This window comes from Shewanella surugensis (assembly GCF_023284005.1).
Lineage (GTDB): Bacteria > Pseudomonadota > Gammaproteobacteria > Enterobacterales > Shewanellaceae > Shewanella > Shewanella surugensis.
Genome location: NZ_JAKIKS010000058.1, coordinates 1 through 16,558, shown reverse-complemented (window position 1 = coordinate 16,558; position 16,558 = coordinate 1). Strand labels below are relative to the sequence as shown.

Sequence of the window (16,558 nt, the reverse complement as noted above, 5' to 3'; positions counted from 1 at the left end):
TTAATCTTGTCTGTTTTCTTTGGGTGATTGATTAATCGTCAGGCAATGTCGTCCAATGAGCAGGACGCTTTTGCATAAATGCTTTTGTACCTTCTACACCTTCAGACGAAATAGCCTTAGCAAAACTCATTGCTGCGTTATCAAGTAACGCTGTCATTGGCATGTTTGCGACATCATGCAATAACGCTTTAGTCACTTGGTTAGCATTAGGGGCACATTTCAGTGCTAGCTTAATCGTTTGATTAAGTTGTTGGCTCATATCAACGTCATCATTTGCTAATTGATGCACTAGTCCCATCGTTAGCGCTTGGTTTGCATCGATCCGTAATCCGAGTAACGCCATGCGCCGAGTGGCTGTTAAGCCTATACGCTGGACAACAAAGGGGGCTATTTGTGCAGGGATAATGCCTAACGATGTTTCAGGTAAAGCAAATTTTGTTGATGTTTGGGCAATAGCAACATCACTAATACACGCTAACCCCAACCCACCGCCTAAAACGGCGCCTTGTAATAGGCAAACAACCACTGCAGGTAGGGTATTGGCTGTTTCAATCATTAAACCAAAGGTACGATTTAACTTAACTAAAGCACTCGTATCGTTTTTGGCTAATTGCATGTCTTTGATGTCGCCACCGGAACAAAAATTGCCGTTAGCCCCTTTTAACACTAAGACACGATATTGTTTCTCTTCAACTTGTGCCATTACCTGCATAAGTTCATCAACCATTTGTAGGTTCATCGCATTGGCAACATGGGGTCTATTTAAGGTGACTGTTAGCACCGGAAACTGACGCTCAACAGTCAGCGTTGTAAAAATGTCATTAATTATTGTCATTTGTTTTATCTCGCTCACCTCAGTGGGTCCGTTTCGATGGTTTTGGGGATCAATTAGGCATTAACCGCGAGTGGCTTTTTCTTGCTGCATGTATTTACTGATGATGCCAAGCATAATTTCATCCGCACCACCGCCAATAGAGCCTAAGCGGTTATCACGGTATAAACGGCTGACTACGTTGTCCCACATAAAGCCCATGCCTCCCCAATATTGCAAACAAGCATCCGATACTTCACGGGCTAAGCGGCCAGATTTTAGTTTTGCCATCGAGGCAAGCTTAGTCACGTCAGCGCCATTGATATAACCATCGCAGGCTTGGTAAACCAGCGCGCGTAGCATTTCTACATCGGTTTGTAATTCAGCTAATCTAAATTGAATCACTTGATTAGCAATAAGTGGTTTACCAAAAGTGTTTCTTTCGCAAACATAGTCATAAGTATCATCGATACAAATTTCCATACCTTTTAACGACATTGCAGAAATATATAAACGCTCTTCTTGAAATTGTTGCATTTGCATCGTAAAACCAGCGCCTTCTTGGCCGATAATATTTCTCTGAGGAACACGGACATTATCAAAAAATATTTGCGCGGTATCGGAAGATCGCATGCCGAGTTTATTGAGCTTTTCAGAAAAACTAATACCGGCTAAATCTGTTGGTACGACAATTAACGATTTATTTTTATGGGGTTTATCATCTGATGTATTGGCTAACAAACAGATAAAATCAGCTTGAGTCGCGCTAGTGATCCACATTTTACTGCCATTGATAATGTAGTCGTCACCGTCTTTGGTTGCGGTCGTGGTTAACCCTGCCACGTCAGAGCCCGCTCCGACTTCACTCACACCAATACAAGCCACTAAATCGCCTGCAATTGCAGGGGCCAAGTAGGTTTCTCTAACATAATCACTGCCAAAACGTGCGAGTGCAGGGGTGGCCATATTGGTTTGTACACCAATGGCCATCGGGATCCCTCCACATCTGATAGTACCAAAGGCTTCCGCTGCAACCATTTCATAACTGTAGTCAAGTCCCATGCCACCATTTTCAACGGGTTTACTGATCCCTAGCAATCCTAAGTCACCCATTTTTTTAAATAAGGCTTTTGCTGGAAAAGGACCAGGCTCTTCCCATTGTTCAATATAGGGATTAATTTCTTTTTCAATAAAGTGAGTGATGGTTCTTTGTAACGCTAAATGTTCAGTGGTTAAAATCATTTTTGACTCCGAAATTATTTTATATTGTTATTAATTTGAAGTGATCTGGTGCTAACGACAGCGTTTGTTATGCCGCTAAAAGCGAGCAACACCAAAATTACTGCCGTTTAAAATTCGGTATTTTTCTCGCCAACAAATGTCTAATAAATTAACCAATAAAGGACGTGTATCACGGGGATCAATTAAACCATCGTCCCAAAGCCTTGCCGTACCAAATATTGCCGTTGAACCGGCATTAAGTTTGGCGGCTGTCATTTGTTCTATCTGAGTCAATTTATCTTCATCAATAGGCTGACCTAGTTTGCGCATTTTTTCTTCGGTTACAATACGTAATACCTTACCCGCTTGCTCTCCACCCATGACTGCGGTTTTACTGTTTGGCCAAGAAAAAATAAATCGAGGATCTAAACCGCGGCCACACATAGCAAAGTTTCCTGCGCCATAAGAGCCACCAATTAAGATTGATATTTTTGCCACATTAGTGTTTGCCACCGCTTGGATCATTTTAGATCCATGTTTAATAATGCCATTTTTTTCTGAAGCAGTACCCACCATAAACCCTGTGGTGTTATGTAAAAATAGGAGGGTTCGCTGGCCTTGTTCACATAACTGTATAAATTGAGCTGCTTTATTTGCACCTTGGGCGGTTATTGGGCCGTTATTACCAATAATGCCAATACTGTGACCATCTATATGGGCAAAGCCGCAGATGGTTTGCTGATCAAATTCAGTTTTAAAGTCTTGAAAAACAGAGCCATCGACGAGCCTAGCAATAATCTCTCTTACGTCATACGCTTTTTTACTGATTGCAGGGACAATGCCGAGTAACTCTTGTGCATCAAATAACGGTTCAACGGAGGCTTTTTTACTTGGTAGGGTTAATTGTTCGTTCCATGGCAAACTGGCAAGAATATCTCGAGCAATGGCAATACTATCTGCGTCATCTTGGGCTAAGTAATCAGCGGTACCGGCTTGATACGCATGCAGCACGGCTCCACCTAACGCTTCGTCGGTGGCAATCTCACCTGTCGCGGCTTTTAACAGCGGCGGCCCAGCAAGAAACATTTTTGTTTGACCTTTAATAACAATGAGATAATCAGACAATCCGGGTTGATAAGCACCGCCGGCCGTTGCATTACCGTGCACTACCGTCACTTGCGGAATACCTTGGGCTGATAATCGAGCTTGGTTAGCAAATGCGCGTGCGCCTTCGACAAAAATGTCTGTGGCGTAATTGAGATTCGCACCGCCGCTTTCAGCTAGAGTGACTAGGGGCAGTTTGTTTTCTTTAGCTATTTGCTGAAAACGCAGCGTTTTTTCTAAACCTGTTGGTGCAATGGTGCCACCTTTAATCGCACTGTTATTCACCTGAATTAAACAACGAATGCCGGAAACAAAACCAATACCGGCGATGATACCGCCTCCGGCATCACTGCCGTCTTTATCATCATGCATTTTATAACCCGCTAATGAACTTAACTCGATAAAACTAGAGCCCGCATCAAGTAATAAACTTAATCGCTCTCTTGGCAGTAACTTACCTCGTTGATGAAATTTTTTCTGTGCAAGTTGGGCTTTTTCTAAAGCGAGTGTTTCAATGTCTCTAAATAGGCTAATACTTGTCAACATCGCTTGGCGATTAAGGGAAAAACTTTCACTATTGATATCAAGATGAGAATGAATTACTGACATGATCTGCTCTCTTTGGCTTGGACTTGTTCTACTGGGCTAATATTGACGAGCAGGTTTTTATTGATGGCAATGGGCATATCTAATAATTGTTGAGCGATGGCTTTGCCTTGTGGATCGATACGTAGACTTGCCATGCCACCACCGCCTAGACTATTTTCTATTAATATATTAAGCGCTTGCATGCCCGGTAATTGATAACAATGTATGCGGCTATCGCTGGCTAATAAATGGCTAAGGTAATGGCTAATTCTATCGGGTGTTAACGCCGCTTCGATATAAGGTAGAAATGTTTTGTGACGAGCAATGACGCCGACATTACAATGGTTTCCTTTGTCACCGCTTCTTGCAAGGGCTAAGTCAATTAACGGTACACTCGTCGCTGATTCATCTAAAACGACAACGTGAACCTTGTTCGATATGCAAGTTGTCTCACTTGCTTGAACGGAGCCTGAGTCAATAACAACAGGGTGCTTAATACCCTCATAAATTTCAGCATCAGCAGCCGAACTATCTGTTGTCAATAGTTGATAACTGACCGCAACCTCAGATTTTTCTAATAAGAATGAAAACAAACAAATACGTGGAGTCGGTTTTGGTCTGCCGCCAATGATTCCAGTAATACCTGGTGCCATTGCTGTTGCTGCTTGCGCTATTTCAAGGCCGAATAAAGTTAATGCTCGGCGATCATCGTGGCTGACCGATATTTTTACTATCACTTCACGGCTGTTTAAGCCTCGGCTATTATCACCATAAGTACTTTCACTGCCTAAAATTTCAATATTGACGTCAGTAAAGTGGGCCAGTCCTCTGGCTTGATAGAGAGTGTTAACGCGCTTAATAATGGCATTCGCCACCACTTGTCCTTTATCAACGGCCTCGCGACCCGCAATCATGAAAGTCGCAGTGCTTCTAAAACCGTTTAAATACGTGGCACTGACTTTATAAAAAGGTGAGGGTGCGGTCCCTTTAGCACCAGTGACTAAAACCTGATCTTGACCAATTTGTTGTAAATTTATTTGGCTAAAGTTACAGATAACGTCAGGTAATAGATAAGCGCATGGGTCGCCAATTTCATATAACACTTGTTCACCAACGGTATCACAATTCACTAACCCCCCCGTATTTTTTACCTTGCTAACCACAAAACGGCCATCAGCATGACATTCAACAATAGGAAAGCCCATATTGGCATATCCCGATTTAACTAAATGCCAATCGGTAAAGTTACCACCAGTACACTGGGTACCACATTCAATAACATGTCCCGCTAAGGATGCTTGTGCTAATAAATCATAATTTTGCCATGACCAAGAAAACTCATGCATTAATGGGCCAACAATGACAGCACTGTCGACCACGCGCCCAGTAATGACAATATCTGCACCGTCAGCTAATGCCTCTGTAATGGCTTTGGCACCTAAATAGACATTAACACTGGTAAGCTGTGCCGGTATTATTTGGCCACTAAACATTTCTGTTTTACTTTGCTCAACAAATGTCTGTTGTCTGGAGGTTAAGTTATCGCCTTCAACCACCGCGACCTTTAATGATAGATTAAGGTCTTTTACAAGCGCTTGCATGGCATGTGCACAAGCATAAGCGTTAATGCCACCGGCGTTACTGCAAACCTTAACGCCTTGTTCGCTGATTGAAGATAACAAAGGTTTCATTGTGGTGATGAAATCAGCTGCATAACCTGCATCAGGATTTTTTAACTGTGCTCCCGCCATAATCGACATTGTCATTTCGGCTAAATAATCAAAGACGAGGTAATCTAAATGACCTTGCTCAATAAGCTGCTTGGCAGCGTATCCAGTATCTCCCCAAAAAGCAGAAGCACAGCCAACGCGTATTATTTTGTCTTCTTGTAATGTCATGACAGGTCTTGATCTATTTAAACGTAAAACAACGATACCAAGCAAGCGCTTGGTTTGCAACATTGAAGGTGTTATTGTTTATGACAATGTATAGCTGAGATCGAGCTAGACGTTATTCGCGGTCATTCTAATTTAAAGCGGAAATCATTAGGCATGATCTATTTATGCGACTAAATGCTAAATCATAAAAAAGATAAATACTGAATTAGCTTTGTTATTTATTAAAGGGATATATCATTATGGAAGCCAGTTTTTGGCACGGAAAAAGAGCGTCAGGTGTAGCAGATGAAATCGATTTTAATGAGTTTACAACGGTAGTTGATGTCATTGAAACATCATTTTCTCGGTATGCTGAGCGTCCTGCTTTTACCAGTTTAGGCTGTACGTTACGCTATCAAGACATTGATAGTTACAGTGCCGCATTTGCACATTATCTTCAAAATGAAACCACATTAAAGCCTGGAGATGCCATTGCCATTCAAATGCTTAATACCTTGCAGTATCCTATCGCTGTTTATGGTGCATTGCGTGCAGGCCTACGTATTGTTAATACCAACCCGTTATACACTGAACGTGAGATGATCCATCAGTTTAATGACTCTGGCGTTAAGGCATTATTATGTCTGGATATTTTTGCAAAGTCGGTAGAGAATGTTCAGGAAGAAACCCATTTAGAACTGATTATTACCACCAGCCTGGCAGATATGCTGCCAGGTGTTAAGCGGGTCGTCATTAACACAGCAGTTAAATATATAAAAAAAATGGTCCCTAAGTATTACTTACCTCAAGCAATATCGTTTCGAAAACTATTAAAGCGACATTTAGGCAAAGGCTTTAATAAGACACATTTAACGGGCGTAAATGACACGGTTATTCTTCAGTACACTGGGGGGACAACAGGGGTCGCTAAAAGTGCAGAGCTGAGTAATGAAAGTCTTATAGCCAACATGCTACAGTCAAGATCTACCATGGTTCAGAAAAACCAAGAGGGCAAGCAAATGTTAGGCAATAAGCAATCCATTATGGTTGCACCACTGCCGCTTTATCATATTTACTCATTTGCGATACATTTGATGACATTTTTTAGTAAAGGAGAGCATAGTGTATTGATTGCAAATCCGAGAGACACGGAATCTGTTATTAACGCGATGAAGCCCTTTAAAGTCACGGGGATTTTAGGGTTAAATGCCTTGTTTATTTCATTGATGGAAAATTCAAAATTTAAAGCGTTAGATTTTAGCGAAATGGTTTTTACCCTTTCAGGAGGGACAGCTTTATTTGATGATACAGCAAAGCGTTGGCGAGAAATGACCAATGTGGGTATCTCTGAAGCCTACGGTTTAACAGAATGTTCCCCTGCAGTTTGTATGAATCCGATGAATGGAGCTGAGCAAATAGGATCGGTTGGTTATCCATTATCGGGCACAGCGTTGAAGTGCATTGATATTAACGGCGTAGAAGTTGCTATTGGTGAGCGTGGTGAGCTTTGTGTTAAAGGTCCACAAGTCATGAAAGGTTATTGGAACCGTCCTGAGGCGACAAAAGCATCTTTCACTGATGATGGACAATGGTTATTAACAGGTGATGTAGCAACAATTGCAGAAGATGGCTATGTACGAATTGTTGATCGTATTAAAGATTTGATTAATGTTTCTGGCTTTAATGTTTTTCCTACCGAAATTGAAGATGTGGTTTCTAATCATCCAAGTGTTGCTTATTGCGCTGCTATTGGTGTTCCCCATGAAAAAAGTGGTGAAGTGGTTAAGCTGTTTATTGTAGTCAATAATGGTGAAATATTGAGCGTCAAAGATGTTGTAGAGTATTGTAAAATACAGCTAACTGCTTACAAAGTTCCACGATATGTGGAGTTTAGGAGTGAGTTACCAATGACAGCAGTAGGGAAAATTTTAAAAAGAAAGCTAAGAGAATCAATACTTTAAAGTGCATAAGTCATAGGTGATGACTTTAAGACTAAATAAAGTTCGCGTTAGTCCTACCCCAGCTTGGATTCATCTTAAGATGTTAATGCTTCCAAGCATCTTTATTCAAGTGACGGCCATTACCTTGGTCTAACTCTGCTGAACTAATTTAAAAAAGTAACGCATAATTTATCTGCCAATTGATCAAGGCTTAAATTACCATCAGGCTTGTACCAATTGCTGGTTTCAATTAATGCGCCACGCACAAAGCTTCTCAGGTAAAAACTTTCGATAGAAACAAGATCTTCTTGATATGCTAATGATAAGACGTGTAACCAAATTTTTTCATATTCATCACGTAATACCAGTATTTCATTACGATTATCACTGTTTAACGATCGCCATTCTGAGATCATCAGCCTAAAACCATCTAACTGCTCATTATGAATCGCCTTGAGCTCACAAAGAATAAGACGTCTAAATCGATCTTCTATATTAGCGGATGAAGATAAGATTGTCCGCATTGGCACTAATACTCTCAAAATAGCATCAATAATGACGGTTTTTAAAATTTGTTCTTTATTTTTAAAGTGATGAAAAATACTGCCACTTTGTATGCCGACTGACGCTGCAATATCACGTACGGTTGTTTTAGCGAAGCCTTGTTGTTGAAATAATTTTGCTGATGCCTGCTGTAATCGGCCACGAGGGGAGTCTAAATCAGTGGGTTTGGTGTTGTGCATTTATTTTCTTAATCTTAATGGGTGGCTAATATTGAGTTTAAATTGAGTCAATCGATCAATGGTGATTATTGTTACTTTTAGCTTATTGTTGATGATATCTGAGTATTAACAATATGTTAAATCTAGCTAAACTTATTCAGATAACACTTATTTTAAAGCACAAAATGAATATAGCAAGCCAGGGGTTGAAAACCAAGCGCTTGCTTGGTATTTTGTGGGTATAACATGACCTACATTTGATGGATTAGATGACGACTTACGTAACTCCCATAGATAATATGCGCTTTTTACTTAATGATGTGTTTGATTATTCTAGCCATTATGCAAGTTTTGAACAATTAAGAGAGGTTACCTCTGATCTTATTGATGTTATTGTGCTGGAGTGTGGCAAGTTTTGTGAAAAAGAATTATCACCTCTTTATCAGAGTGCTGATCAAGAGGGTTGTCACTTTAACGATGGACAAGTGACAACCCCCAGAGGCTTTAAACTGGCTTATGATAAATATATTCAAGCTGGTTGGAATTCACTGTCTTATCCGGAAGAGTTTGGTGGTCAAGGTTTACCGCAATCCCTTGGTTTTATTCGCAGTGGTATGTTAAGCGCGTCAAATTGGTCTTTCAACATGTATCTAGGTCTCACTATCGGCGCTGTTAATACTATCATAGCTCACGGCACTGATAGCCAAAAACAACAGTTTCTACCGAAAATGAGTGAGGGTCGCTGGACTGGTACCATGTGTTTGACTGAGGCGCATTGTGGTACAGATTTAGCTCAAATTCAGACAAAAGCGATTGCGAATGATGATGGAAGTTACACCATCACCGGCAGTAAAATGTTTATTTCGGCTGGAGATCATGATTTAACAGAAAATATCATCCATATCGTGCTGGCTAGACTGCCTGCGTCACCTAAAGGTACTCGTGGGCTGTCATTATATATCGTACCTAAAATAAACATCACCGCAGCAGGTGATATGTTAGCGAGTAATCATGTTTCCTGTGGTTCTATCGAAGATAAAATGGGCATCAAGGGCTCATCTACTGCAGTGATTAATTTTGATGGCGCAAAAGGTTATTTGCTTGGGGAGATCAATAAAGGGTTGGAATGTATGTTCACCTTTATGAACACCATCCGCATTGGCACAGCCTTACAAGGTGTTGGGGCAACCGAAGCTGCTTATAGATTATCGTTAAATTATGCTAAAGAACGGTTATCAATGCGGGCGCTTACGGGGAAAAAATATCCAGAAAAAGTCGCAGATCCATTGATTGTTCATCCCGACGTTCGACGTATGTTACTGACGCAAAAAGTATTCAGTGAAGGTGGTCTTGCAATGGTTTATTACGCATGTAAACTTAGCGATAAGATTGATTATCACGTTGATGAAGTGATACGTCGACAATCGGATCAAAAACTTGGGTTATTAACACCTATTTTGAAAGCCTTTTTAACCGAAACCAGTGTAGAATCAACAAATCTAGGTATGCAAATATTTGGTGGGCATGGATATATAAAAGAAACGGGCATAGAGCAAATTGTCAGGGATGTTAGAATATCGACTATTTATGAAGGGGCAACGGCTATCCAAGCTTTAGATCTCCTTGGGCGTAAAATCCTGCTTAATAAGGGTCAAGAGTTACGTCGCTTTTGTACTGAGATCCTCATTTTCTGCCGAAAAAATAGTATTATTTCAACCTCCCCACACAGTAGGAAAATGAATAAGCTGGTGTGGCCTCTTGCCAAAGAAGTGCTACGGTGGCAAAAATACACGCTTAAAATAATGCTCAAGTCAAATAAAAACAAAGATTTAATAGGTTCTGCGTCGGTTGAGTATTTAATGTATTCAGGCTATCTCTTTATGGGGTATATGTGGGCTATGATGGCAAAAACGGCTCATGACAATATTGACAAAGGGTTGCGCGACCCAAGCTTTAACCAAGGTAAAATTGACACGGCCGATTTTTACTTTGAACGGATATTTCCTCGTGTGGAGTCTTTATCCACAACGATGATGAAAGATCCGTACGGCATGATGAATATGTCAGAAAAAGCGTTTTAGTGGCAAGTTAAGCACAATTCAAACAGCAGTGTTTCGCGCCTGATTAATGTCTCGCTTTATTGGCCTGTCTAAATTGTCCGGGTGCAACACCAGCCCATCGCTTAAAGGCACGCTGAAAAGCAGTTGGTGAGCCAAAGCCAAGTAAATAAGCTATTTCACCTAATGTCAAAGCCGTGTCACATACATAGCTGAGAGCAAGATCTTTTCGTGTTTCATTTAAGGTTTGTTGATAACTACTGCCTTCTTCAATTAACTTTCGCCTGACAGTCCAAGAGGCCATATTGAGCTGTTCAGAAACTTGCTCTAGTGTTGGTGTACTACCGTTAAGCAAAGGGCCTAATGCACGACAGACTTTTTCTCGAAAGTTTTGCCCTAATTCAAACTTAGCTAACTCAGCATCAGCATAACGTTGTAATAAAGTGAAAGTAGAACGACAGGCATTTGTACAACACCAATCGAGTGCTTCACCTTTCACAATAAGGTAATTATTAGCTTGGTTGAACAATACTTCACAATTGAAATGTTCTCTGTATTTATCTTCATAGCTTGGCGCTGGAAATTCAAAGCAGACCTTTTCAATGGCATCATTTCGACCACAAAGATCCATAATAATGTGATACCAACCAGAGATAATCGAGTCAACGACAAAGTAATTATACTCATTGTAAGGTGCGATGGAATAAAACTGTAAGATACCGCGCTGCTGATTTTTATGAATTTTTTGTTTTCCATTAGCGACTAGAGAAGAGTTGAATTGTGATTGTCCCCGCACATTGTATTTACTCAGCACTTCGTAGGTGGCTAACTGATGACATGCTTGAGCGATATTTTCGGATGAATTTGCAAGTAAACCTGCAAAACCTAGGTGTGTTGGACTGGTGACTGTGCCCATCACTAATCCAAACCATGGGCTACTTGCTTTATTGATACAGGCATGCCCCAGCCTCATGAATTTAGGGATACTAATTCGAGCGTCAGGAGAAGAAAGGCTCGCTTTACTTAAGAGAAAGTTCGATAAGATATCATCGATATTATAACCCAGCTCATGCATCGCTTTAATCACAGTATGCATATAAGAAACAGATAAATCACCCAGTTTCATCATTGGCCTTAATTATAAAATTAATAGAAATACTAACATAAAAGTAAATTATAATCATTATTCTGTTAGTTTTGGTCATTGGAAGGGAGCAGTAATCCTATTATGGTGGTAGATATTGAAACTAACTATTTGAGTCTCCAATGACAGAGAATTTTCCAAATTTATTAAAGCCATTAGATTTAGGTTTCCGCACTATTAAAAATCGCAGTTTAATGGGTTCAATGCATACTCATTTAGAGGAGGCACCAAACGGTTTTGAACGAATGGCGGCTTATTATGCAGAGCGCGCCGCTGGTGGCGTTGGTATTATTGTGACCGGTGGTTTCGCGCCAAATATTGAAGGCGGTGGAATGCCGAATGCGACTATGATCGACTCACCTGGTGATATTGAAAAGCATCGCCTTATTACCGATGCGGTCCATAAAGAAGGCGGTGTTATTTGTATGCAAATACTGCACACTGGCCGTTATGCTTATCACCCACATTCAGTAAGCTGTTCACCATTTCAATCCCCCATTACGCCATTTAAACCGAAAGAGCTTGATGAAGCGGGCATTGAAAAGCAAATTGAAGACTTTGTTCGCTGTGCAGTTAATACTAGAGAAGCAGATTATGATGGTGTTGAGATCATGGGATCTGAAGGGTATTTCATTAATCAGTTTATTTGTCAGCGTACTAACGGCCGAACGGATAGTTGGGGGGGCCGTTATGAAAATCGCATTCGTTTACCGATTGAAATTGTTCGTCGTACACGAGAAGCCGTAGGTAAACACTTTATTATTATTTATCGTTTATCCATGCTTGATCTGGTCGAAGGTGGGAGTACTTGGCAAGAGGTTGTTCAATTAGCGAAAGAAATTGAAAAAGCAGGCGCAACGATTATTAATACGGGGATAGGTTGGCATGAATCACGTGTACCGACAATTTCTACCAGTGTACCGCGGGGGGCTTTTGTTGAAGTCACCCAACGTATGAGAAGCGAAGTGAGCATTCCACTTTGTACTTCCAACAGAATCAATACCCCAGAAGTGGCTGACACGATCCTTGCTGAAGGTCATGCTGACATGGTGTCGATGGCACGTCCATTATTAGCCGATCCGCATTTTATCAATAAGGCTAAAGCGGGTAAGTCAGATGAAATTAATACTTGTATTGGTTGTAACCAAGCCTGTTTAGATCATATCTTTGAAATGAAATTAGTGTCTTGTTTAGTGAATCCAAGAGCGTGCCACGAAACTAAATTGATCATCAAGCAAACCGAGAGTGAAAAAAGAATTGCGGTTGTGGGGGCGGGTCCTGCAGGTCTTGCTGCTGCGACTACGGCGGCAAAACGGGGTCATAAAGTCACATTATTTGAAGCGGACAATAAAGTTGGCGGCCAATTTAATATTGCTAAAGAAGTACCAGGCAAAGAAGAGTTTGCTGAAACCATTCGTTATTTCAAGCGTCAAGTCGAGTTAACGGGTGTTGAGTTAAAGCTCAACACTAAAGCGACTCCTGAAGTGCTTAGCGTATTTGATGAAGTGATTATTGCGACGGGTATTACACCAAAAACACCCGATATTCCCGGTATTGATAATGCAATGGTGATGACCTATTTAGATGTACTTCTTGATAAAAAGACCGTAGGTAAACGTGTTGCGATTATAGGGGCGGGTGGTATTGGCTTTGACGTGGCTGAATTTTTATCTCATCAAGGTAAATCAACGAGTTTAGATAAAGAGGCTTTTATGAAAGAGTGGGGCATTGATTTACGTTACTCTGCACCGGGTGGTTTAATCCAACCTGAAGTTGAAGGCTCAGCGAGAGAGGTTTTCTTAGTTCAACGTAAAGTGACTAAATTAGGTGATAGTTTAGGTCGAAGTACGGGTTGGATCCATCGCACAGTGTTAAAGAATAAAGGTGTCAAAATGATCAATGGTGCGCAATACAATAAAATTGATGATGAAGGTTTACATATTACTGTTGGTAATGAATCTCAGTTATTAGCTGTCGATAATATCATTGTTTGTGCAGGGCAAAATTCACAGCGGGAACTACACGCTAGCCTTGAAGCTAAAAACATAAAGGTCACCTTAATTGGTGGTGCGGACGTTGCTACAGAGTTAGATGCCAAGCGGGCTATTAAGCAAGGCACGATTGTTGCCGCAGCTATCTAGTTTAGTCAATGTATATACCCAAGCCACTTGAAGATGCATGTTCAGGTAGAATGGGTATATAAGATTGGCTATTGTTATTCAAAAATTATAACGTTATTAGTGATTAACATCATCATTTCCTCATTTCTGGGTTTGTTTTTCGTAAGGTGACAGTCTATTTCTAATTGATGAATAATTTTCATTCAAGCAGCCAATCAGTTGCGATATACTGGGGTGCTAGAATCAATAATTAATGTATTAGCTGAAAATGAGATAAGGATAATGCTGTGAGCGCTATTTATAATTTTTGTGCTGGACCTGCGATGTTACCCAAGCCTGTGATGTTAAAAGCACAAAGTGAGTTGCTTGATTGGAATGGGCAAGGCGTGTCAGTGATGGAGCTCAGTCACCGCGATAAAGCCTATATTGCATTAGCAGAGAAAGCGGAGCAAGATCTGCGTGATTTAATGGCGATCCCTGACGATTATCATGTGTTGTTTATGCATGGTGGTGGACGCGCACAATTTGCTGCTGTGGTGAATAATTTTTTAGGTGATGCGGGCCAAGCCTTGTATTTAGTCGATGGCAGTTGGTCATCTATTGCTGCTGATGAAGCAGAAAAATTAGTGGGTAAAACCCATATCGACAGGCTCAATATCGTTAATAAGAATGATGATATGAGCCAAGTTGAATTACCTCATTTACATGCCATTAAAAAAGATTATCGCTACGTGCATTATTGCCCCAATGAAACGGTTGATGGTATCGAAATCTTTGATGAACTTGATAGCCCTTGGCCGGTTGTCGCCGATATGTCATCAACCATTATGTCTCGCGAAATTGATGTGAGTCGCTATGGATTAATTTATGCGGGCGCACAGAAAAATATTGGCCCATCGGGGCTCTGTGTTGTGATTGTGCATCAAGATTTACTCACACTGCCGAGTTTGCCTCAGTCATCGATTATGGACTATCGCTTAGCGGTAAAACATGGCTCTATGTATAACACGCCGCCCACATTTGCTTGGTACCTTGCAGCCAAAGTGTTTGAATGGTTAAAAGAGCAGGGGGGGGTTAAAAGTATTGCGGCGATTAATCAACAAAAAGCGGCGTTACTTTATCATTGTATTGATAGTTCTGATTTTTATCAAAGTAAAGTCAATGTTGATAATCGCTCGAATATGAATGTGACTTTTTATTTGGCTGATTCTGAGTTAGAGATGTTATTTTTAGAACAGGCGAAACAGGCGGGATTACTGGCATTGAAAGGTCACCGTATGGTGGGTGGCATGCGAGCCAGTATTTATAATGCGATGCCACTTGAAGGGGTGCAGGTATTAGTGGACTTTATGAATGCTTTTGCCACTGAACACGGTTAAATAAAAGGAGCAAGCTGGGTAATGAAGCTTGCTCCTCTTTTATGCATGGGCTCTTTTTGATTAATGCTCCCCCCAATCAGCTGAAGAGCGAGGATCTGGCTGACGGGAGGATACCGATATTATTCGAGTATTTTAGCAATCGCGCTGGCAAGGTAATCCACATTACCGTCACCAATACCTGCAATGCTGATGCGGCTTGAGTCGACCATATAGATGCTGTATTCTTGCTGCAATCGTGTGACTTGTTCTGGGGTAATGCCTAAGAAGGAGAACATGCCTTTTTGTTTTGCAATAAAACTAAAATCACGTTTAACGCCTTTTTCTTTGAGCTTATCGACTAACATGCTGCGATTACCGTTAATACGGTCGCGCATTTGTGCTAATTCTTCTAACCATTCTTGTGTGAGTTTCTCTGAGTCGAGGATGGTTTCAACAATGGCGGCGCCGTGAGCAGGCGGCATGGAATAGAGACAACGTACAACATATAACAGTACTGAAAAGGCGACATCTGCAGTGGTGGGATCTTTCGTCACCAGAGAGCAGGCACCTATTCGTTCACGGTAAAGGCCAAAGTTTTTAGAACAAGAGCTACATAATATCATATTATCGACATTGGCCGCCATTTGACGCACGCCATAGGCATCTTCATCGACACCTTCACCAAACCCCTGATAGGCCATATCAATCAGTGGGGTAAAGCCCACATTCTTAGTGATCGTAATCACTTCATCCCATTGTGATGGCGTTAAATCCATACCACTGGGATTATGGCAGCAAGCATGCAGTAATACTACGTCAGTCGGACTCACCTGGGCCAAAGCCGCTTTCATGTCATCAAATCTGAGGGACTTATTGTCATGATCGTAATAGGGGTAGGTTTTGACTTGGATGCCTGCAGCTTCAAATAACCCATTATGGTTAGCCCATGTTGGATCGCTGACCCAAATAGTCGCTTGTGTACGGCAGCGCTTGATAAAGTCAGCGGCAACACGCAGTGCACCCGTGCCACCAGGCGTGGAAATCGTACGAATACGATTTTCCAGTAAGGCTGGATGGTCATGACCAAAGGCCAGTTTGGTCATCAGATCATTAAAGTGTGCACTGCCAGTCGGTCCAATATAGACTTTAGTGTCTTCAGTTTCAAAGCGATGACGCTCAGCATGTTTGACACAATGTAAAATGGGGGTATGTCCCGCTTCATCTTTATAAACGCCAACGCCTAAATCAACTTTGTTAGGATTGGGATCGAGTCTATATTGCGTCAGTAATCCCAAAATAGGATCAGCAGGCATAGCGGTAAGCGCGTTGAACATAGCTTCTTCTACCTTTTGTCTTGTGGGTCAATGGCCCTTAATGAATACCAACCAGCATAACGTAGATGATACGGAGAATGACAGTCTATATTCTATTTTTCATCAGCGAATGGTGGAAGCTAAAGCTGCCATTAACGATAAGTGGCTGGGGCAACAAGGTATGAAATGAGTGATAATTAACAAACGGTAAACCCCCGGCTCTGCCGGGGTGACTCGCATAGGTTTCACCTATACCGCGGTATAGGTAGGCTCAAGTCTCGACCAAAAGACAGGAGAGCAACC

General features: G+C 41.3%; 12 protein-coding genes. 5 read left to right on the top strand and 7 right to left on the bottom strand.

All coding sequences use genetic code 11. The annotated features are described in order from the left end of the window. Positions 1-31 precede the first annotated feature (31 nt). The 4 genes from L2764_RS14845 to L2764_RS14830 form a co-directional block, all read right to left on the bottom strand. Positions 32-835 (bottom strand): enoyl-CoA hydratase/isomerase family protein, encoded by an 804-nt coding sequence (locus L2764_RS14845; protein ID WP_248941031.1) that lies wholly within the window; start codon positions 833-835, stop codon positions 32-34. 60 nt (positions 836-895) lie between these two features. Continuing rightward, positions 896-2,053, bottom strand: a complete 1,158-nt coding sequence (locus L2764_RS14840) for an acyl-CoA dehydrogenase family protein (RefSeq protein ID WP_248941029.1) — start codon at positions 2,051-2,053, stop codon at positions 896-898. 75 nt (positions 2,054-2,128) lie between these two features. Continuing rightward, positions 2,129-3,745 (bottom strand): acyl-CoA carboxylase subunit beta, encoded by a 1,617-nt coding sequence (locus tag L2764_RS14835; protein ID WP_248941028.1) that lies wholly within the window; start codon positions 3,743-3,745, stop codon positions 2,129-2,131. Beyond that, on the bottom strand, positions 3,736-5,622 hold the full coding sequence (locus L2764_RS14830) for an acyclic terpene utilization AtuA family protein (RefSeq protein WP_248941027.1): 1,887 nt from the start codon (positions 5,620-5,622) through the stop codon (positions 3,736-3,738). The genes L2764_RS14835 and L2764_RS14830 overlap by 10 nt, the downstream gene beginning before the upstream one ends. 239 nt (positions 5,623-5,861) lie before the next feature. Here L2764_RS14830 and L2764_RS14825 point away from each other — a divergent pair, with 239 nt between their 5' ends. Beyond that, a complete protein-coding gene (locus tag L2764_RS14825; RefSeq protein WP_248941026.1) occupies positions 5,862-7,562 on the top strand; it encodes an AMP-binding protein in 1,701 nt (566 codons plus the stop codon). A gap of 143 nt (positions 7,563-7,705) precedes the next feature. Here L2764_RS14825 and L2764_RS14820 read toward each other — a convergent pair whose 3' ends face one another. Then, positions 7,706-8,284, bottom strand: coding sequence for a TetR/AcrR family transcriptional regulator (locus L2764_RS14820; RefSeq protein ID WP_248941025.1), 579 nt, complete (start codon positions 8,282-8,284; stop codon positions 7,706-7,708). 248 nt (positions 8,285-8,532) lie between these two features. Here L2764_RS14820 and L2764_RS14815 point away from each other — a divergent pair, with 248 nt between their 5' ends. Continuing rightward, positions 8,533-10,344: an acyl-CoA dehydrogenase C-terminal domain-containing protein gene (locus tag L2764_RS14815; protein WP_248941024.1), complete on the top strand. Its 1,812-nt coding sequence runs from the start codon at positions 8,533-8,535 to the stop codon at positions 10,342-10,344. A gap of 43 nt (positions 10,345-10,387) precedes the next feature. On the opposite strand, the gene L2764_RS14810 is transcribed toward L2764_RS14815, so the two are convergent. After that, positions 10,388-11,446 (bottom strand): AraC family transcriptional regulator, encoded by a 1,059-nt coding sequence (locus L2764_RS14810; protein WP_248941046.1) that lies wholly within the window; start codon positions 11,444-11,446, stop codon positions 10,388-10,390. 140 nt (positions 11,447-11,586) lie between these two features. Between L2764_RS14810 and L2764_RS14805 the strand changes: the two genes are divergently transcribed. Both L2764_RS14805 and serC read left to right on the top strand, forming a co-directional pair. After that, positions 11,587-13,605 carry an NADPH-dependent 2,4-dienoyl-CoA reductase gene (locus L2764_RS14805; RefSeq protein WP_248941023.1) on the top strand — a complete coding sequence of 673 codons (2,019 nt, stop codon included), beginning with the start codon at positions 11,587-11,589 and terminating at the stop codon, positions 13,603-13,605. Positions 13,606-13,871: 266 nt separating this feature from the next. After that, complete coding sequence (gene serC / locus L2764_RS14800; protein ID WP_248941022.1) at positions 13,872-14,963, top strand: 3-phosphoserine/phosphohydroxythreonine transaminase; 1,092 nt, start codon at positions 13,872-13,874, stop codon at positions 14,961-14,963. A gap of 119 nt (positions 14,964-15,082) precedes the next feature. Here serC and L2764_RS14795 read toward each other — a convergent pair whose 3' ends face one another. Then, positions 15,083-16,276 carry an amino acid aminotransferase gene (locus tag L2764_RS14795; protein ID WP_248941021.1) on the bottom strand — a complete coding sequence of 398 codons (1,194 nt, stop codon included), beginning with the start codon at positions 16,274-16,276 and terminating at the stop codon, positions 15,083-15,085. Between the two features lie 40 nt (positions 16,277-16,316). Here L2764_RS14795 and L2764_RS27780 point away from each other — a divergent pair, with 40 nt between their 5' ends. Beyond that, complete coding sequence (locus L2764_RS27780) at positions 16,317-16,445, top strand: hypothetical protein (RefSeq protein WP_283107024.1); 129 nt, start codon at positions 16,317-16,319, stop codon at positions 16,443-16,445. Positions 16,446-16,558: the final 113 nt, after the last annotated feature.

Coding starts and splice junctions, on each gene's coding strand:
- L2764_RS14845 (WP_248941031.1), bottom strand. CDS start 835: ATGACAATAATTAATGACATTTTTACAACGCTGACTGTTGAGCGTCAG.
- L2764_RS14840 (WP_248941029.1), bottom strand. CDS start 2,053: ATGATTTTAACCACTGAACATTTAGCGTTACAAAGAACCATCACTCAC.
- L2764_RS14835 (WP_248941028.1), bottom strand. CDS start 3,745: ATGTCAGTAATTCATTCTCATCTTGATATCAATAGTGAAAGTTTTTCC.
- L2764_RS14830 (WP_248941027.1), bottom strand. CDS start 5,622: ATGACATTACAAGAAGACAAAATAATACGCGTTGGCTGTGCTTCTGCT.
- L2764_RS14825 (WP_248941026.1), top strand. CDS start 5,862: ATGGAAGCCAGTTTTTGGCACGGAAAAAGAGCGTCAGGTGTAGCAGAT.
- L2764_RS14820 (WP_248941025.1), bottom strand. CDS start 8,284: ATGCACAACACCAAACCCACTGATTTAGACTCCCCTCGTGGCCGATTA.
- L2764_RS14815 (WP_248941024.1), top strand. CDS start 8,533: ATGACGACTTACGTAACTCCCATAGATAATATGCGCTTTTTACTTAAT.
- L2764_RS14810 (WP_248941046.1), bottom strand. CDS start 11,446: ATGAAACTGGGTGATTTATCTGTTTCTTATATGCATACTGTGATTAAA.
- L2764_RS14805 (WP_248941023.1), top strand. CDS start 11,587: ATGACAGAGAATTTTCCAAATTTATTAAAGCCATTAGATTTAGGTTTC.
- L2764_RS14795 (WP_248941021.1), bottom strand. CDS start 16,276: ATGTTCAACGCGCTTACCGCTATGCCTGCTGATCCTATTTTGGGATTA.
- L2764_RS27780 (WP_283107024.1), top strand. CDS start 16,317: ATGAATACCAACCAGCATAACGTAGATGATACGGAGAATGACAGTCTA.